General features: G+C 40.0%; 14 protein-coding genes. 10 read left to right on the top strand and 4 right to left on the bottom strand.

Annotated features, from left to right (window positions below):
• Positions 1-255 precede the first annotated feature (255 nt).
• The 3 genes from shc to UABAM_RS32890 all read left to right on the top strand — a co-directional run bounded on the left by shc (position 256) and on the right by UABAM_RS32890 (position 5,380).
• Complete coding sequence (gene shc / locus UABAM_RS32880) at positions 256-2,301, top strand: squalene--hopene cyclase (protein ID WP_229759337.1); 2,046 nt, start codon at positions 256-258, stop codon at positions 2,299-2,301.
• Between the two features lie 212 nt (positions 2,302-2,513).
• A complete protein-coding gene (locus UABAM_RS32885) occupies positions 2,514-3,086 on the top strand; it encodes a hypothetical protein (protein ID WP_152021858.1) in 573 nt (190 codons plus the stop codon).
• Between the two features lie 245 nt (positions 3,087-3,331).
• Positions 3,332-5,380: a serine/threonine protein kinase gene (locus UABAM_RS32890; RefSeq protein ID WP_152021859.1), complete on the top strand. Its 2,049-nt coding sequence runs from the start codon at positions 3,332-3,334 to the stop codon at positions 5,378-5,380.
• Between the two features lie 86 nt (positions 5,381-5,466).
• Here UABAM_RS32890 and UABAM_RS32895 read toward each other — a convergent pair whose 3' ends face one another.
• Positions 5,467-6,663 carry a serine/threonine-protein kinase gene (locus tag UABAM_RS32895; RefSeq protein WP_152021860.1) on the bottom strand — a complete coding sequence of 399 codons (1,197 nt, stop codon included), beginning with the start codon at positions 6,661-6,663 and terminating at the stop codon, positions 5,467-5,469.
• Between the two features lie 77 nt (positions 6,664-6,740).
• Positions 6,741-7,751, bottom strand: a complete 1,011-nt coding sequence (locus UABAM_RS32900; RefSeq protein WP_152021861.1) for a phosphotransferase enzyme family protein — start codon at positions 7,749-7,751, stop codon at positions 6,741-6,743.
• A gap of 126 nt (positions 7,752-7,877) precedes the next feature.
• Between UABAM_RS32900 and UABAM_RS32905 the strand changes: the two genes are divergently transcribed.
• The gene (locus UABAM_RS32905; RefSeq protein WP_152021862.1) at positions 7,878-11,927 is read left to right on the top strand and encodes a protein kinase domain-containing protein; all 4,050 of its coding nucleotides are present in this window, start codon (positions 7,878-7,880) and stop codon (positions 11,925-11,927) included.
• 115 nt (positions 11,928-12,042) lie between these two features.
• On the opposite strand, the gene UABAM_RS32910 is transcribed toward UABAM_RS32905, so the two are convergent.
• Together UABAM_RS32910 and UABAM_RS32915 are read right to left on the bottom strand one after the other, a co-directional pair.
• Positions 12,043-13,023, bottom strand: coding sequence for a serine/threonine-protein kinase (locus UABAM_RS32910; protein WP_152021863.1), 981 nt, complete (start codon positions 13,021-13,023; stop codon positions 12,043-12,045).
• A gap of 2 nt (positions 13,024-13,025) precedes the next feature.
• On the bottom strand, positions 13,026-13,472 hold the full coding sequence (locus UABAM_RS32915) for a hypothetical protein (RefSeq protein WP_152021864.1): 447 nt from the start codon (positions 13,470-13,472) through the stop codon (positions 13,026-13,028).
• A 303-nt stretch (positions 13,473-13,775) separates the two neighbouring features.
• Here UABAM_RS32915 and UABAM_RS32920 point away from each other — a divergent pair, with 303 nt between their 5' ends.
• The 6 genes from UABAM_RS32920 to UABAM_RS32945 are packed head-to-tail and all read left to right on the top strand — an operon-like array spanning position 13,776 to position 18,714.
• Positions 13,776-14,915, top strand: a complete 1,140-nt coding sequence (locus tag UABAM_RS32920; RefSeq protein WP_152021865.1) for a 4Fe-4S dicluster domain-containing protein — start codon at positions 13,776-13,778, stop codon at positions 14,913-14,915.
• On the top strand, positions 14,899-15,363 hold the full coding sequence (locus UABAM_RS32925) for a Crp/Fnr family transcriptional regulator (RefSeq protein WP_152021866.1): 465 nt from the start codon (positions 14,899-14,901) through the stop codon (positions 15,361-15,363). Before UABAM_RS32920 ends, UABAM_RS32925 begins: the two co-directional genes overlap by 17 nt.
• An 11-nt stretch (positions 15,364-15,374) precedes the next feature.
• Entirely contained in the window at positions 15,375-16,202 is an 828-nt protein-coding gene (locus UABAM_RS32930) for an FAD/NAD(P)-binding protein (RefSeq protein ID WP_152021867.1), read from the top strand.
• Positions 16,202-16,978, top strand: a complete 777-nt coding sequence (locus UABAM_RS32935; RefSeq protein WP_152021868.1) for an NADH-quinone oxidoreductase subunit B family protein — start codon at positions 16,202-16,204, stop codon at positions 16,976-16,978. The genes UABAM_RS32930 and UABAM_RS32935 overlap by 1 nt, the downstream gene beginning before the upstream one ends.
• The gene (locus tag UABAM_RS32940) at positions 16,932-18,260 is read left to right on the top strand and encodes a Ni/Fe hydrogenase subunit alpha (RefSeq protein ID WP_152021869.1); all 1,329 of its coding nucleotides are present in this window, start codon (positions 16,932-16,934) and stop codon (positions 18,258-18,260) included. The genes UABAM_RS32935 and UABAM_RS32940 overlap by 47 nt, the downstream gene beginning before the upstream one ends.
• Before the next feature lies 1 nt (position 18,261).
• Positions 18,262-18,714 (top strand): hydrogenase maturation protease, encoded by a 453-nt coding sequence (locus UABAM_RS32945; RefSeq protein ID WP_152021870.1) that lies wholly within the window; start codon positions 18,262-18,264, stop codon positions 18,712-18,714.
• The last annotated feature ends 5 nt before the right edge of the window (positions 18,715-18,719 follow it).

Here is an 18,719-nt window from a genome sequence, read left to right on the forward strand (position 1 = left end):
CAAAAGTTTACCGCAAAGTTTTTATCACAAACTTCCACAAAGTTGTAATAAAAATAATTGACAAATATAAATTCTTATGATTTATTAGATAAACCTAACCGATCGGTCAAACCCGTATGAGACCCCTAAAATATACTAAAGGGGGATTTTTGTAGTGTATTCCTGACCGTTTGGTCAATAAATTTGAATATATGCTACAAAAGCTATTTGCTACAAAGATTTATCTACAAATACATGTGACGTAAAGGGATTGCTGTGAAAAATACTGCGGAAGCTGCGAATGTACTAGAAGCGCAAAAACAAATAGATATTACCCAGGTAGATAATGTTGTCAACTCTGCAATTCGTTGGTTGGAAGGCAAACAACACGACGAAGGCTACTGGGTGGGAATGTTAGAATCGAATTCATGTATGGAAGCCGAATGGATTTTGATGCAACATTTCTTAGGTGTAGAAGATGATCCTAAATATGATAAAGTTGTTCAATGTATACTTAATGAACAACGCGCTGATGGCTCTTGGGAAGTATTTTACGGCGCACCATCGGGTGACATCAACACAACTGTAGAAAGTTACGCAGCGCTTCGTGTCGCCGGTTTAGATCCGCATAGCGAAGCTTTGACAAAAGCGCGTGAGTGGATTTTACAGCGTGATTTTAGAGATTTACGTGTTTTTACCAAATATTGGTTGGCTCTTATTGGCGAATGGCCATGGGAGTGTACTCCACAACTACCTCCTGAATTTATCTTTTTGCCTTCTTGGGCTCCACTCAACATTTATCGTTTTTCGTCTTGGGCGCGAGGCACACTTGTCCCTATGTCTATTTTATCGGCAAATAGACCGGTACGGCATTTACCGCCCGAAAAACGTTTGGATGAGTTGTTTCCTAACGGTCGTGAGAATATAGACTACAGTTTACCGCGGGATAGCTCATTGGCATCGTGGGAATCGATATTTTTTGCCATAGACCGAGCGTTAAATATGTACAATAAACTACCGTGGAAACCGATGAGAAAAGTAGCGAAAAAATTGTGTATGGAGTGGATCATCGAACGCCAAGAAGCAGATGGAGCATGGAGTGGTATTCAACCACCATGGGTATATTCTTTGATGGCGCTATACACCGAAGGTTTTGCAATAGATCATCCGGTTTTGGCAAAAGGTCTTTCTGCATTTGACAAACATTGGTCGTATGAAAAAAATGGTGGGATTTACTTACAAGCAAGTGAATCTCCTGTATGGGATACGGTTCTTTCTGCCCTTGCGATGTTAGATTGCGATGTAAAGGTAAGTGAAAGTGAGCATTTGCAAAAAGCGATGCACTGGATTTTGCAGAAGCAAGTAAAGGAAAAGGGAGATTGGACAATATACTCTCCGCATGCACCTTGTGGTGGTTGGTCTTTCGAAAGAGCCAACAACTATTATCCCGATACCGACGATACTGCGGTAGCCTTAATGGTCTTGAGTAGAATGAGTAAGCAACTAGATGATCAAGATCAAGTGAAGAAAATGAAAGAGGCAATGGAGGTTGCAAGCCAGTGGTTACTAGAGCTACAGTCGTCAAATGGTGGTTGGGGAGCTTTCGATAAAGACAACAATAGCAAAATTGTGACAAAAATACCCTTTTGCGATTTTGGTGAAGCTCTCGACCCTCCAAGTGTAGACGTGACAGCACATGTGATCGAAGCCTTCGGCGAAATGGGTTACGATTTACATTATCCACCTGTTGCAAAAGCAATCAAGTACATAAGAAGTGAGCAAGAAGACGATGGATCGTGGTTTGGAAGGTGGGGAGTGAATTATATTTATGGAACAGCCGCTGTTTTACCCGCCCTCAAAACTGTGGGAGAGGACATGAATGCTGATTATATCCACGAAGCGGCAAAGTGGATTGTTTTACATCAGAACAGTGATGGCGGTTGGGGAGAAACTTGCCAATCGTATATTGATGAAGCCCTCAAAGGAAAAGGTGAGAGCACCGCATCACAAACAGCATGGGCGCTAATGGCTCTCCTAGCCGTAGATACAAATATTTACGATGATAGCATTCGCAAAGGCGTTTCTTGGTTAAACAATCAACATCTAAACAACACATGGGACGAAAAGCAGTACACAGGTACAGGCTTTCCCGGTTATGGTGTTGGCGAGAGAGTTTTTCTCAAAAAAGTGAAGGATACTTTACACCAAGGTTCTGAGTTGTCTCGCGCTTTTATGATTAACTATAACTATTACCGCCATTACTTTCCTCTGATGGCGTTGGGGCGCGCACAAAAACATTTTGCGAAACAGGAAATTTATTAGTAAAAGCGATCCCTGTGTTGACTACGATAAAAAGGCTTACCTCTGAAGGTAGGCCTTTTTTTATTGGAGTGGTGCTGTGAAAACGGCCTGATGGGTATTGTTGTCAGAGTAAAGCCACTTGTTCAAGAGTAAAAATTTTATTTAGTCGAAAGTGGAATTTTGTTATAGTAGAAGTATTCTGTAAGTCACTATTTTTTTTAAGGGAAGAGTTTATGAAAAATATTGTAATTCTTGTTGTTTTGCTTACTGCTGTTTCTACTTTTGCTGATATCAACCGCCTACAAGATGCTCACAAAGATTACATGTTGTACTTTGGTGACGCAGATTTCTTGCAAGGTAAAAACGAGTTTGTAGCTGTAAAGCGCGGCAAAGAAGTACAAGCTATGTCTGTATTCAAGACCGAAAATGGTTTTTGTACACTACAAATGAATGGTGATAGTGGTGAATACATTACTTGCAAAGCAACACAAGAAGATAATGTACTAAGTATTTCTTTTGTGAATAGAAAACTCACAGGCCGCAATGCAAAAACTGTGGCGTACAAAATTGAAGTCAAATTAGAAAAAGACAATTTTGCGATGAGCCTTTCTTTGGACAAAAGTCTTACTGACGCAGCACCTGACTTTTGGAAAGTTCTACAATGTGTTGGGCAATATGCTCCACACTTGATCGGCGCTATTCAAAAATGCAAAGATTCTGGTGACTTTATTCAATGTGTTTTAGATCTTATCGATCCAGCTAGCAACCTATTCAAATGTATTTTTGGTGGCGGACAAGCAAAGTAATTTTTACTTGTGATTAAGAGAGAGCTTACATAAAAGTAAGCTCTTTTTTTTTGGGTGGAAAATAGCATTCGCGTTATATATAAATATAGAGAATTGTGCCAATAGAATACTTATCATCTTCATATGTTCCTGGTCCTGTTCGCAATCCCGATCGAAACACGATTGGAATCGTATGATAATTTTAACTAGCACAAGTCGTAAATCTAGAAAATTTAGCGATAAATACAACTGGGAGTAATAAGCATATGCAGAAGTGGACACTACTTGGGATTGTTTCACTCATTTTGATTGTTGTTGGTTTAGGGATGAATTCGCTAATTGACCGCGTTATTAAAAACAAATTCTCGCAAGAACTAAATGTCAATTTGAGTAATACATACATGATGTTACAACTGTGGGTCGAGGCTCAGAAATCCGCAGCAGTTAGTAAAGGATTGGAACGAAAAGTTCGGACTCTTACCGAAGATTTTATGAACAAAAAATCGTCGAAGTCTCCCGATGAAATTCTCCAGTCTCATTTCCTGAAAGAAATTCGTCAACACTTACGGCCAATGTGTCGCGTGTATGGTTATACAGATTTTGCTATTATTACCCCACAAAAACGCATTGTTGCTTCTTTAAACGACTCGCTCGTTGGACAAAGTATTACTTCTCTACAAATAAAGTTTTTCGACCGCGTTTTACAAGGTGAAACGATTTTGACAGCACCTTTTTTGAGCGATTTTTTAAAAACACTTGACAGTAACTCCACAGAAAAACAAGCCTTAATACTTTCAGGTACACCTCTTTACGACAAACACGGGGAGATTATTGCTTCTCTTGTTTTCGGTATACAACCGCAAATGGACTTTTCTACGATTTTTCAGGTGAACAACACTAGCCATAACTATGCGTTTGATGGTGATGGCTGGATGTTGACGAGTAGCGTTTTGAATGAGCAAATCCGCGAGTTAGGGTTGATGGATTCCGAACACCCGATTTTTAATTTAAAAATACTCAATCCCAAATGTAATCTACTCAAAGGTGAAGAGGTCTCCCATGACGAGTTGGCATTTACTTATCTCGTTACTCACGCACTACGCAATCCCAAAGGAGTGAATGTGGAGGGATATCGCGATTTTCGTGGTGTACCTGTCATTGGTGCATGGATGTGGGTGGAAGATTTTAACATTGGCATTGCCAGTGAAATTGATTTAGAAAAAGCGTATGCTACCTTGTATAGTTTTCGCCGTTTGTTTTGGTACTTATTTGTTCTTGTCGGAATTTCGGGTTTTGTATTACTTATATCACTATACATCATAATGCATTTTTACAAAAAGGCAAAGGCGGCGGAGCAATTTGGACAGTATAAAATTATCGATAGAATTGGCAAAGGGGGAATGGGGGAAGTTTATAAGGCCTCTCATGCTACATTGCGACGCATTACCGCATTAAAACTCATCCAGCCACGCCAAGTCAGCGAAGACAATGTCAAGCGTTTTGAGCAGGAAGTACAATTAACAAGTCGCCTAACGCATCCCAATACAATTGCGGTATACGACTATGGGCGCACGCCTAAGGGCATTTTTTATTACGTGATGGAGTATTTACCTGGCATTACCTTGAGCGAACTCGTTTACAAGAATGGCGCTGTAAAGGAAGGGCGCGTTGTCTATTTCCTTACACAAGTATGTTCTTCCGTTGCCGAAGCTCACAGCATTGGTCTCATCCATCGCGATATAAAACCTGCAAACATCATGATTGGTGAACGGGGAGGAATTTACGATTTTGTGAAAGTTCTCGATTTTGGTTTAGCACGAGAAATTAATGATATCAGTAAAGAGTATGTTGCCAATGAAAAAGGTGCTATTTATGGTAGTCCACATTATATTGCTCCCGAGGCATTGGTAAATCCTGAAGATATAGATCAAAAATGCGATATATATGCTATTGGTGCAGTTGGTTATTTTCTATTGACCGGTAAACACGTTTTTAACAGTAAAGACCCCGCGGATGTTTGTCGCCACCAAGTGAAAACCAAGCCACGTCTACCTTCTGAAGTTTTGGGAAAACCAATCAACAAAGAACTGGAAGATATCATAATGCGCTGTTTGCGAAAAAAACCTCGCGAACGACCTCTCAATGCACAAGTTCTCTACAAGCTTTTAAAAAATTGCCAAACAGACTGGGGGCAAGAGAAGGCGAAACTATGGTGGCGAGAAAACGCAGAGCGAGTGTACACAGATCTTGATAGTAGTAAAGTTAAAGAAAAGCATCTTGATACGATCACTATTGACTTTACAACACGTACGTAATTTTTCATACAAAGTATGGCGATCATAGAAGATAATTGGTGTACCATGTAAGATAAGCTTTTGAGTGGCGGAACCAACACGAATGGTTAGTCGCTCTTTGTACGATAAAGCTCTTGCACTTTGTTATATGTTAAACAATCGCTGAGACTCAGGCGCGTTTTATTGCCAACATGAACTTTTCGACTCACAATAATGGGAATAATGAGACTTTTTTTGCGAAATATGGAAATCATTTTCATGACTGAATTCTTTGGAATTTTACTATCGAGTAACAAAAAATTAGGTCGTGCATTGTTTTTGAGCTTATCAACTAAGTCGCGGCAGCCTTTTACAAGAACGATTTCAAGATTCATTCTGGCAAACATATTTTGATAGTGTTTTAGATATTTTGTACTGGTGTCGGCAATAAATACACATCCCCCTTGGGACTCGTCTAATTTACTTGCCGAATATTTTTGTAAAGCCTTACGAATTTCGTGCGCCATGTCTTCGGCTTTTTGATAGCGATCCTGTGGTTTTTTCATCACGGCTTTTTGGTAGATGGGAATGAGCATTTTTTCCAAGCGGTTGAGCTTTTTTTCCTCAGGTATTGTTATTGGTTCCATGATCGTTGCTTTTGCCAAACGATACCCCGATGCATTGGGGAAAGGCAGTTGACGTGTAATCATTTGATAGAGCATAATTCCGAGCGCCCATATATCGGTACGTTCATCAATTGTTTCCTGCTCCCACTGTTCCGGCGACATGTACGGAGCACTACCAATAAGGTCTTCTGTTGCCGTAAACGGTTCAGGGTTGTCTTCTAAAATTTTTACCACACCAAAATCGGCAACTTTAGGCGTTAGTTTTTTTGATAATAATATATTACTCGGTTTTAAATCGCGATGTATGATGTTGTGTTTATGGGCAAAGGCCACTCCTTCGGTAACCTGTTGCAAGATTTCGACGGCAGTGTATAGAGAATAGTTCACCTTATTCATATAGCGATCAAGTGAATTGGGATAGTAGTCCATGATAAAGTAGTGATTTTTCGGATTTACCACCAAAACACGCACGATATTTTTATGTTTAAGACGCGAAAGTATGTCCATTTCCTTTGTAAAACGTATACTCGCTTTATGGCTACGCGAATCCAATAATTTTAACGCTTGGTATTTCTTATTTTTTGGTAAATTATTATTGCGCACCATCCACACGATTGCTTGGCCTCCTTGTCCGATTTGTTTTACGAATTCGTAACCAGGAGGTAACTCGATGTGTTGTTGCTCGTTTTCTGACAACATAGTTCCTATCCTCTTTCAAAAAATAGCTCATTACGCCATATAATAGCAAATACGCGTCTAATAACGAAGTAAATTTTCTAAAGAATGTCGAGGTTATCTTTGATGTACACCATGGCGTTTTTCGCGGCGATAGGTATACGTTTTTTTAATCGTGGTATATCAGAGCGCGACTGCAACCATCCCAACATAACTAGTTGACGTATTGCTTGAAAAGTTTTGACATGCTGTATGTCTTTTTCGTTCAAAGGCATGTGTTCCGCGTAACCCTCCAACAATGCGGCACATAACTGTGATAAATCACTACGCTTTTCATACTCTGTAAAAAAAGCCAGGGAACGCATAGGGATCGCAAGGTCGTAACTATGAAGTCCTACGCCACTATCATCAAAATCAATCGCCCCTAAGACACCTTTATTCACAACAAAGTTACCAAAATGAAGGTCGGCGTGCATGAGCCCTACTTTTTTGGGATTATTTTTTTCATAGAGAATCATCATTTCATAAATGCTGTCGCGCGCACGAATGAGTAAGTTGTGTTGTTTTCGTGGAATCCCAATAACATCTTCCAAATCACCAAATTTTGAGTTACGGCCAATAAGGCCGTCTATCGACCAATATTTGCGATGTTGTATTTTTCGTTTTTTTCCCGTTTTTTGTAATTGAGCAATCAAAGCACCTAGTTTATGCATGTAGTTTTCATTGGTATGTTTCCATAAAAATCGACCTTCTACCCAATGAAAAACCGCACAATGACGCGGATGAGACATCGCGGGATGTTTTACTATTACAAAATGTGTTCCGCTTTTGGATTTTATAGGCTGTGGAACTTGAATATCTGTCGATTTTCCGATAGAGATTAACCACTGTAGTTCTTCCTGTATTGCTTGCGTTGTATGATATCCGTAACGATGAACACGCAGTAAATACTTTTTACCTTTTTTATCGATTAACTGAAAAGTGGCATTTTCGCCGTTTTGAATGTAGTTTACTTTTTTGATCGCGAGAGGGTACTGTTCGATAACAGCCATCGCTAACTTTCGTAAACGATACGCCTGGGAACGTTCCGAAGCTTGTGCAAATGGAATCATATAGTTTGTTACCTTTAGAAATAAATATTATTAATAGCCACACAAATTGTTTATATTATAATCGCTAGACAACAGAAAAAAACTTAGTTTTTCGCAAAATTTACAAGTTCATTCTAGGACCGATATATGTACGCACATGATGATCGATCTTCACCGGCAGGGAAATCTCAACAAAAAACAGTTGAGTTTGGTCGCTACACTTTACAAAGTGAGTTGGGGCGCGGAGGCATGGGAATTGTTTATGGTGCTTACGATCGCAAATTTAAGAGACATGTGGCTTTAAAAGTTATGTTGAGTCAAGACAAGGAGCACATGGAGCGCTTTTTTCACGAAATGTCTGCTGTGGCCAAACTCAATCATCCAAATATTGTGCGATTTTATGAATTTGGCAGGACCCCACGGCCTTATTTTACTATGGAGTACATCGAAGGTGTTAGCCTGACGCATCTCATTTACAATCGTAAAATTCAAGTGCAGCAGCTTGTTGATTTGATGATTCCCGTATGTAAAGCGCTGCAATGTGCACATGAACATAATATTATTCATCGCGATATAAAACCAAGTAACATCATGATTCGTAAAGATGGTGTCCCAAAATTGATGGACTTTGGAGTGGCTAAAATTTCCGATGCAACCCAACAGCTGTCCAAAACAGGGCAAATGATTGGAACCATTTTGTACATGTCTCCGGAACAGGTACAAGGAAAAGCCACTTTTGAAAGTGATATCTATTCACTTGGGGCCACGATGTATGAGGCACTTACCTATCGTACGGTATTCCAGGGGGAAATAGAGGTCAATGTTATTTGTCAAATTATGGAGAAAGATCCCATTCCTCTGCGGCATCTAAACCCCGATATCTGTCCTTATTTAGAAGCAATATGCCTGAAGTGTCTACAACGCAATCCTCTGCGGCGCTACGCTTCTTTTACACAACTAGTGAAAGATTTTGAGAATTATAAAAACAATCGACCGATTATTGCTAAGAAATATAGTGCCGTGCGCCATTTTACTAATTTTATCTTACGCTACAAAGTTGTGTCATCGATCGTCGTGATTAGTTTTTTGCTGTTGATGACACTAATGGGAATGCTTTTGCATCACAAAAGCATTTTGCAAGATACCTTAAGTGAACTACAAGAAGAGAAAAAAGCGGTTGAGAAAGCGCATGAAATCGTACAGAAAGAACGTTTGGAGTCACAAAAAAAAGAGTACAACATGGCGGTGCGTTTAACAAAAATATTACTATCTAAAGCAAAGTCGGCACAAGAAAAAAGTCGTTGGAAGCAACTGGGAGCATTCGGAGGAACTGCTTTACAAACGCTTCACAACTACGAAGATAATCCAGAGGTTTCCCAGTTGCGTTCGCAATCCAAAAAGTATATTCGCCAAGCTTTTTTACATAGCGGAATACGTTGGCGATTTCCAGGTGTTTACTATTCTGATCGCGAAATCAGAGCTGTTTACGCCAAGCAAAATAGTGTGATTTCTGTTGATGATAATGAAGTGATTACTTGGGATTTGCATTCTGGAAAATTGAAAAAATCTTGTGCTTTTCGCGACCGGATTTCCCTATCGGCTATTGACCAAGATAAGAAAAAGTTAGCACTGACCATCCGCGATAAGATTTGTATTTTGGACATCGCTACGCAAAAAATGACAAAGTTTTCTTACAAGTCTATTACCGGTATTGCTTTGTATCGAACTATCTGTGTTTTTTCAAGTATGAATAAACTTCATTTTCTTGATATCACAAATGGTCACGTCGAAATAATAAAAACACCTGCGCCTGTAAGATCCTTGCGTTTCAACAACGATGGGACAAAGATTTGTGGAATTTGTGCAAAGCAAATTTGTATTTGGAGTGTGTCAGCAACAAAGTTGACTCATTCGTTTTCTGTAAGTGAAAAACTGTATAATGTGCAATTTCATCCACATAACTATCTTGTCTACCACTCAACTGAGGGGATCATTACTTGGGATATGAAAAAACGCAAAAAAATGAGTTCTTATGTAAGAGAGGATTGCGTTGATTTTTCCCTTTCTCCTTCTGGTCGCGAAATGGCGCTTGTCCGACGAAGACACATCGAGGTTGTTTCTATGGAGCAAGGGCGTATGCTACCTAAGAATGTGAGATTGCTATCATCACGCGCGATAGGGGTTATGTGTTTTTCTTCAGATGAAAAAAGACTTATAGAGGCGTATAAGTCAATTGTCTTGTGGGATGTTGCTACGCAAAAGAAGCTCTATAGTAAGATCGGCAACGCTCCCACGATACACTCTATTCATTGGAGTTTTGACAATAAAAAAATGGTCACTTTGAATTCCGGTGGGATTACAACTATATGGAACGCGCAAACCGGACAGGTGTTACATTGTATTGAGCAGTACCAGCCTTTCTACGTTAAATTTTTAGCGGATGGCAAGTTGGTTATGTACTGTTTTGATTCTAAAATTGGTCAAGTATATTTTTTGCTATGGGAATTAGAGCCCAAACTAAAGCTGATACAAAAAATATTGACGAATGAGCGACAACGCCGTGGAGATGTGCATTCACATTTAAAGCAAATAGTGAGTTTTTCAGGAAAAGATATAACTGTTTCTAGTTTTTCAGGAAAAAAATTAAAATCATTTACGGCACCAGGCGAAGCACACTATATTCAATATCACCCGAAAAACAGTAGTTTTTTTCTCTCCACCAAAAATCATGGCGTCTATTTGTGGCAGTCACAATGGAAAAAGATCACGACTCTGGAGACGAAGGTAAATTATATTCGATTCACAAAAGATCATCGTTACATGGGGATTGTTGCTTGGGACAATACGTTTACAAAGGTTGACCTGCAGAATTTGCGGGTAGTCACAAAAATTAACATCCCCCTGTCTTTTATAGAAAAAGTAGAGTTTAGTGATGACCATAACATCATTTATTGTTCAGGAACAAGCGAAGAGGTAAAAAGTTATACCATTGTTTTTGATACAGAGCGACAAAAGGTATTGCATTCTGTTTCAAACAGTTGTTGTATGGTGCCAAATCATGATTATTCTGCTGTGGCGACAGGTTTTCATGGTGGGGCAATTTCGGTTACGAATAGTCTTTTGCGAAGGCTTCCTGGCCACAGTTCTATTATCAATAAAGTACGCTTTAGTCCAGATGGAACAAAAATAGCGACAGGATCTTTTGATCAATCGATGTGTTTATGGGACGTAAAAACACGAAAAAAACTTCATACTTTTACAGGTTTCCATGGCCATGTAAAGAATATTGACTTTCACCGTCATTCTTCACAAATAATGGCAAACGATAGCCATCAAGTTACTATTTGGGACCTAGTTTCTAAAAAACAACTTCGTAGACAAGAAGTACAAAAGCCTGAGGAGTTTTCGGCGGTAAGGTTTTTGCAAAACAGGGATAATATCATTGCCTCAACAGTACCTAAATTTAGATTATTTACCTGGGATGCAAAGCAACAAAGAAAATTATTGGGACAGCACCAACGGTACATTATCGACTATATTGTTTTGCCGCGCGAGAAAAGAGTGATTAGTTTGGGATTTTCCGGCAAGGTAGTTATATGGGATTTGCAACTATCGCGTAAAATAACGGAATTTCATGGGGGAAAGTTGTCGCGGTTTTTAAGCTACCATCCGCAAAAAAGATTATTGGCTATCGCGGGAAAAAATGTAGTACTCTATGACTTTCGCACGATGAATAAAGTCAAAGAGTGGGCGAATATAGATTATGCGATTAAAGGTATATGTTTTTCTTTGGAAGGTGACAAAATATTCATCTTAGGTGATGAGATTTATTTGTGGAGTACAATCTCCGGTAAATTACTACAGAAGTTCCCGATAAACGCTCATTGTATTTATCGGCATCCTAAATATGACTCATACGCCATAGGGTGTGATGACGGTAGGTTGTATTTGTTGAATCTCAATTTGTTACGCTCGCCTTCATTTGTTGCTTCGTGGTTCAAAAATATTTTTGAACCATCCACCGTGTCCACAGAGAATTCCTATTTTGGTTTTCGTATGGATGTTCCTGGACAATATATAGAGTACGCATTAGAGCACTATCCTCAGAAGCTTGTTGAAATCTTATTTGGCGTGCATGTCAAAGATAGTTTAAAATTTGAAGATGAAAGAAAGCCGTTGTATTTATGGTACAAGTAAGAGGTCTATTGATAAATAGATACGTACACGCGAAACCTGACGTATTTTTTGGATAAAAAAATCCGATGCGGGTAGGTGGCCGTTTTCGTTTGTTGAGTTTAATGTTTCGAATATGCTAGCGACTAATGATGGCTATCATGATGAGTATACTTAGAGTGACACATATGGTTACGTACCAAGCAAAATAAGATTTTTGAGGTTTATGGCGGCGACGTGCGGAAGTTCGTTTCAGTTGTTCGTTAATTTTTCTCAACTCAAGACTGATCTCTTTGCTTTCAAACATTTCCAACATCACTCTTACCGAAGCAATTCTTTCCTCGGGCTTTTTTTGTAGAGCACTGTTTATAATATGAGACACTTCCATGAGCTGTGGATTCTTTTCGACAACGAGAGTGTGAATCTTGGGTAGTTTCATATTCACTATGCGATCAATTGTCGAGATGACACTTCCACCATAAAAAGGAGAATATTTTTCCCAAGTGAAGAATTGATAGAAAACCACTCCCAAGGAGAAGACATCCGTATTGCTCCCTACTTTCAGTTGTGGATCTATTTGTTCGGGGCTCATATATCCTGGAGTTCCTACAATACTCCCCGTCTTCGTCAGTTTAGATAATTCGCTGTTGATATTTTTTGCCATCCCTAAATCTAAAATTTTGGGAGTGTAATCTTTCGTTAACATAATATTGGAGGGTTTTATATCGCGATGAATGATTCCATGCTCATTAAGAGCTGCGATTCCTTGACATATCTTCTGGCTAATCTCTATTTGTTGGTCAAGTGACAATGAACGTGGATAACGACGTATAAGATCCTCAAGCGTGAGCCCTTTCACATACTCCATAACAATAAACAATTTCCCTTTGCCAGGAAAAAAGTCAAGTCCCTTTACAACATTAGGATGATTTATGGTTTTCATGAAGTGATATTCGCGTTGGATGCGCCGCGCCGTAACATCAGGTTCGTCTTTGTTTAACGAACATTCCTTTATGGCGACTTGTAAATTCGTTGTTGTGTCTAAGGCAAGGTAGACATTCCCCATACCACCGTGGCCTAACACTTTTTGTATATGATAGCGATTATTAGGTAATAGCATGTTTAGATTTTCTTTTTTGACAATACTGTTTTTAGATGATGTGGAGCTTTTTTAAAGTTAAGTGATGATTTCATTGCGGTTTGTTTTTGATGTTTTTCTAGTAGATATTCGCGAAAATAAGGATCTAACTTGGTGAAGCACGCTTTTGTTTGTTCTAGTCCTAGGTGTTTTGTCATGCCTAATAAGTGAAATTGTGCGTGTACGTAGTCGGCAAATTCAAGACGTTTTTTGCAAATTTGGCAATGGTGAATATGATGTAACGAATCATTTTCTAAAACGTGGCGGTTGAGTAAGTACATCTGGATTGACTCGGGAGGGGGGCACATTGCAATTTGCTCTTTGATATGCTTTTGTTTATCAATTTGTCGTTGCAACTGCTGTTTTTCTCGTTGAAGAATGTAGTCATTTAGGTATTTTGCTAGCCAGTAAATATTTGTTTCTATTTTCATTGTCCTCTCCCTGTGGTTAATTACATAGATTATATTAGAAAATTACGTTAATGAAAACGAAATTTTTTTATAAAAATGCATATGAGTTTCGACTCGAAACTTCCGTGCTATCTTCAAATTTTGTTATGGAAACTATAGCCGGTTATTTTAGGTTGTCATAGTAGTAAGGCAAAATTCTGCTTTAAAGAGGCCATTGCGAATGGCATGCATTTTGCATGTCTCTATTACTGTAAAGTATAGCTTACAATCTTACATTTTGATTTTTTATCAAAATAGCAGCGTGACACAACAAAGGAAATAGAAATGAGTATATCTTTTTCGTCACAAATTGTAATTGAATATCAACACTTTGATCAGCTTTTTGCCGCACTTAGTGAACTAGGCTATAAGATTGCGGCACCTACTGTTCGTGAAGGTGCTATTGTTTATGACGAAGTCACTTCCGTTCATGAACTCCCTTGCGGATGGACAGATGTACAAAATGCCGGTGGATATGAGTTGCAAAAAAGAGCGGACAACGCATTGTTTGGTTACAATGTTGGGCCGCATTCGTGGAAGAAATTTCTTCATCCACCATCTTTAAAACTTTGGGAAGCACAAAAAAATGAACAGGGATTCGAGATCTGCCCAGAGGTAAACGAAGTACCTAGGTATGCTTTTATTGGTGTAAGGTCTTGTGAACTTCACGCGATAAAAATTCAGGATCGAGTTTTCATGGAGGGACCATATGTCGATTCTACATATGAAAAACGTCGTAAGGAGAGTTTCATTGTTGCGGTGAATTGCGGACAAGCAGGAGAAACATGTTTTTGCTCTTCGATGAACACCGGGCCACAGGTTTCTGAAGGTTTTGATCTAGCGCTTAGCGAAGTTATGGAGGAAGAAAAACATTACTTTGTTGTTAGCGTTGGTTCTATCGAGGGGCAAGCGTTACTGGAAAAAATTGTGCACCGTGAAGCTCGTGCGGAAGAAATTCAATTGGCGATGGATACGGTTGATGAAGCACGAGAACAAATGGGGCGTAGTGTAGACACGTTCAATATTCAGAGTCTACTTATCGATAACCACGATCATGCACGGTGGGAAGAAGTGGCTGAGCGATGTTTGAGTTGTGGTAATTGTACAATGGTATGTCCTACCTGTTTTTGTACGGCGGTGGAAGACGTTACAGATCTTACAGGCGAAAAAGCGCAGCGCGTACGGCGTTGGGATTCTTGTTTTACGATGGATTTTTCTTATTTGCATGGCGGGAGTGTGCGCTCTTCGGTAAAATCTAGATATAGACAATGGTTAACACATAAGTTTTCTACATGGATAGACCAATTTGGTTCCAGTGGATGTGTTGGATGCGGACGCTGTATCACCTGGTGCCCTGTGGGAATTGACGTGACAGAAGAAATTACGCACATTTGCGATAAGGACAAAAATGATGGAATCACTTAAAAATGATTTACTGCGCCATCCTTTTTTTAAGGAACTCTCCGCGGAGCATTTTGACATTATTTTGCGTAACACTCAACTTTTGACTTTTGATGCAGGAGAGCGCATCTTTAAGGAAGATGAGGAAGCAAATACGTTTTACATCATCAAAGATGGCAAGGTGGCGATAGAACTTTTTACTCCTCGGCGAGGTCATGTTTGCATGCAAACGCTAGGAGACAATGAACTTTTGGGCTGGTCCGCTCTTATTAGTCCCTACCGGCGTGAATTTGACGGCTGCTGTGTGGAAAAATCACATATTATCGCCATTGATGGAAAGATATTACGTCAAGAAATGAATGAAAATCCTCGATTCGGTTACGAATTACTTAAACGCTTTTCTTACATTGTTGTACGACGTTTAAAACAATCGCGCCTACAATTGGCTGATCTTTACGGTGCGTCTTCATGAAAGGAATGAGCATGAGAAGTGATCCGATGTGCCCGAATATTTACACCGTGGAAAAAATGGCGTACGACACCCACGATACTTTTACGCTGGAGCTAGTTGCCCAGCAAGAGAATCAAATTGTCTCATTTATGCCTGGGCAATTTAATATGATGTATCTATTTGGGGTAGGAGAAGTACCTATCTCTATTAGCGGTGATTGCGAACGTCGCGACGCGTTAACACATACCATCCGTGCTGTGGGAACAGTAACCAATGAAATGAGCAAATTGCAAGTCGGACAACATTTAGGAATTCGCGGTCCTTATGGCAGTTATTGGCCGATCCATGATGCAACTGGGAAAGATATTCTACTCATTGCAGGAGGAATTGGTTTAGCTCCTTTACGTCCTGTGATTTATCATATTATCGCAAATCGCTCTTCTTATAATAATGTGACGGTGTTGTACGGGGCGCGCTCTTGTAAAGATCTTTTATATCAACAGCAATGGGAAGAGTGGCAGCAGAGTTTGAATTTCAAAGTAACGGTTGACAGCGGTAGTAATGGCGACTGGAACGGACACGTTGGTGTCGTGACAAATCTCATTACACGAAAAGATTTTGCACCACACAATGTAATGGTGATGGTTTGTGGACCAGAGATTATGATGCATTTTTCCATCCGTGAACTTTTAAGACGAGAGGTCAAGATGGATGATATATATGTGTCGATGGAACGCAACATGCAATGTGCTGTTGGTTATTGTGGCCATTGCCAATACGGAGCAAAGTTTGTGTGCAAAGATGGACCTGTTTTTTGCTACGCAGACATACAAGACAGCTTTAGAAAGAGAGAATTGTAATGGCAGGTACAAAGAAGCCAAAACTTGCGGTGTGGAAATTCGCTTCTTGTGATGGATGTCAACTTACTTTGCTTGATTGCGAAGATGAACTTTTGGCGATAACCGAAGCAATAGAAATTGCGTATTTTCCCGAAGCGACGCGTAATGTGGTAGAAGGTCCCTACGATCTTTCATTGGTCGAAGGATCTATTACTACAGAGCACGATGCGCAACGTATACATGAAATACGTCGTAATTCTAAGTTTTTGATTACCATCGGGGCATGTGCAACGACGGGAGGTATACAAGCGCTACGCAATTTGCAAAATGTCGATGACTTTGTACGCATTGTCTACGCACACCCCGAATATATCTCTACCTTAGAAACGTCTACTGCCATTTCGCAACATGTAAAAGTGGATTTCGAGCTACGTGGTTGTCCCATTAACAAAGAGCAACTACTCGAAGTAATCAACGCTTATTTAAATAAACGCAAACCAAATGTTTCCTCGCACAGTGTGTGTATGGAGTGTAAGTTGCGCGGTACAGTTTGCGTCATGGTGACAAAAAAGGCTCCGTGTTTGGGACCCATTACGCACGCGGGGTGTAAGGCGCTTTGTCCCGCATATAACCGTGGATGTTTTGGATGTTTTGGCGCAAAAGAAACTCCTAATGTCGCATCTATCAGCAAATGGTATGCACACTTAGGGGTAGAGCAAAGTGAAATTTCGCGTATTTTGAATACATTTAATGCCTATCCAGATTGTGAATCTAAGGAGGAAGAGTGTGAAAGGTAAGAAAAAAACCATTAAGGTTGATTATCTTGCACGTGTAGAAGGCGAAGGGGCATTACATATTGAAGTGCAAGATAATAAATTACAGGACGTAAAACTAAAAATTTTCGAGCCGCCACGTTTTTTTGAAGCGTTTTTGCGTGGGCGTAGTTATAGCGAGGCTCCAGATATCACCGCACGTATTTGTGGAATTTGTCCCGTCGCTTATCAAATGAGTGCCGTTCATGCCATGGAACAAATACTGGAGGTTAAAGTGGAAGGATCGTTGCGTGATTTGCGGCGCTTATTATACTGCGGAGAATGGATTGAAAGTCACGTTTTACACATTTATATGCTACATGCACCTGATTTTTTAGGTTATCAGGATGCCATTTCCATGGCCAAAGAGTATCCCGAAGAGGTAAAGCGTGGTTTGCGTCTAAAAAAAGTGGGAAATGAAATTCTCAAAGTCCTGGGGGGACGTGAAATTCATCCGATCAATGTGCGTGTCGGTGGTTTTTACAAAGTTCCAACAAAGCGTGAGCTGGAACCTCTTGCGGAAGAATTAAAATGGGCAAGAGATGCCGCACTGCAAACCGTGGAGTGGGCAGCGCAACTTCCCATACCAGATTTTCAACAAAATTATGAATTTGTTGCTTTGCGCCACAAAGATGAATACCCTTTTAACGAAGGACGTTTGGTATCAAGTCAAGGTTTAGATATTGATATTGCACATTTTAACGACCATTTTGTCGAGCAGCACGTGGCATATTCAAATGCATTACACTGCATTCACAAAGAGCGCGGTGCATACCTAGTTGGGCCATTGGCACGATATAGTTTAAATTTTGCAACGCTACCACAAGAAATTCAACAAGTCGCCTTGCAAAATAATTTGCAAAAAACATGTTGCAATCCTTTTCAAAGTATTATCGTGCGTGGTATAGAAGTTTTATACGCTTGCGAAGAGGCTCTACGTATTATAAGCGAATATGAACCGCCACAGCCAATGATGGATTTTAAGGTTCAAGCGGGCGTTGGACATGGATGTACAGAGGCACCGCGAGGAATTTGTTATCATCGTTATGAAATCGATGATGAGGGAATGATCCGCGATGCGCGCATTGTTCCCCCCACGTCACAAAACCAAAAAATGATCGAAGAAGATTTGCGGCATTTTGTCGCGCAGTACATCGATTTGCCTGAAAAAGAATTGACATGGCGTTGTGAACAAGCGGTTCGCAATTACGACCCTTGCATTTCATGTGCCACCCATTTTTTAAAACTGCACATTAAGAGATCTTGATATGCTTATTGTTGGCATAGGAAATAGCTACCGCGGGGACGACGGCATTGGCCCGTGGATTGTTCAGCAACTACACAAAATAGATTTGCCTGCGCATATAAAAGTTAAAGAATTATGTGGTGACGGCGCTGAACTAATGGAAATGTGGCGTGGCCACTCTAAAGTGATTGTGGTGGACGCTGTCCAGGCGGACTGCGATTGTGGAGAACTTTTTTGTATCAAAGCTCATGAAGAACAAGTTCCCGGAGATTTTTTTCATTATTCTACACATGCTTTTTCTGTCGCAGAAGCTGTAGAATTGTCAAAGGCTTTACAAGAGCTACCTGCGGAAGTGAACATTTATGGGATTGCTGGAGAGAATTTTGCCATGGGTGGTGAAATCAGTGATGCTGTAAGGGAAACCGCAAATAAAGTTGTAGAATTGATACTCGAAGATATAAACTTAACCAACTAAAGGAA

The organism is Candidatus Uabimicrobium amorphum (assembly GCF_009002475.1).
Taxonomy (GTDB): domain Bacteria; phylum Planctomycetota; class Uabimicrobiia; order Uabimicrobiales; family Uabimicrobiaceae; genus Uabimicrobium; species Uabimicrobium amorphum.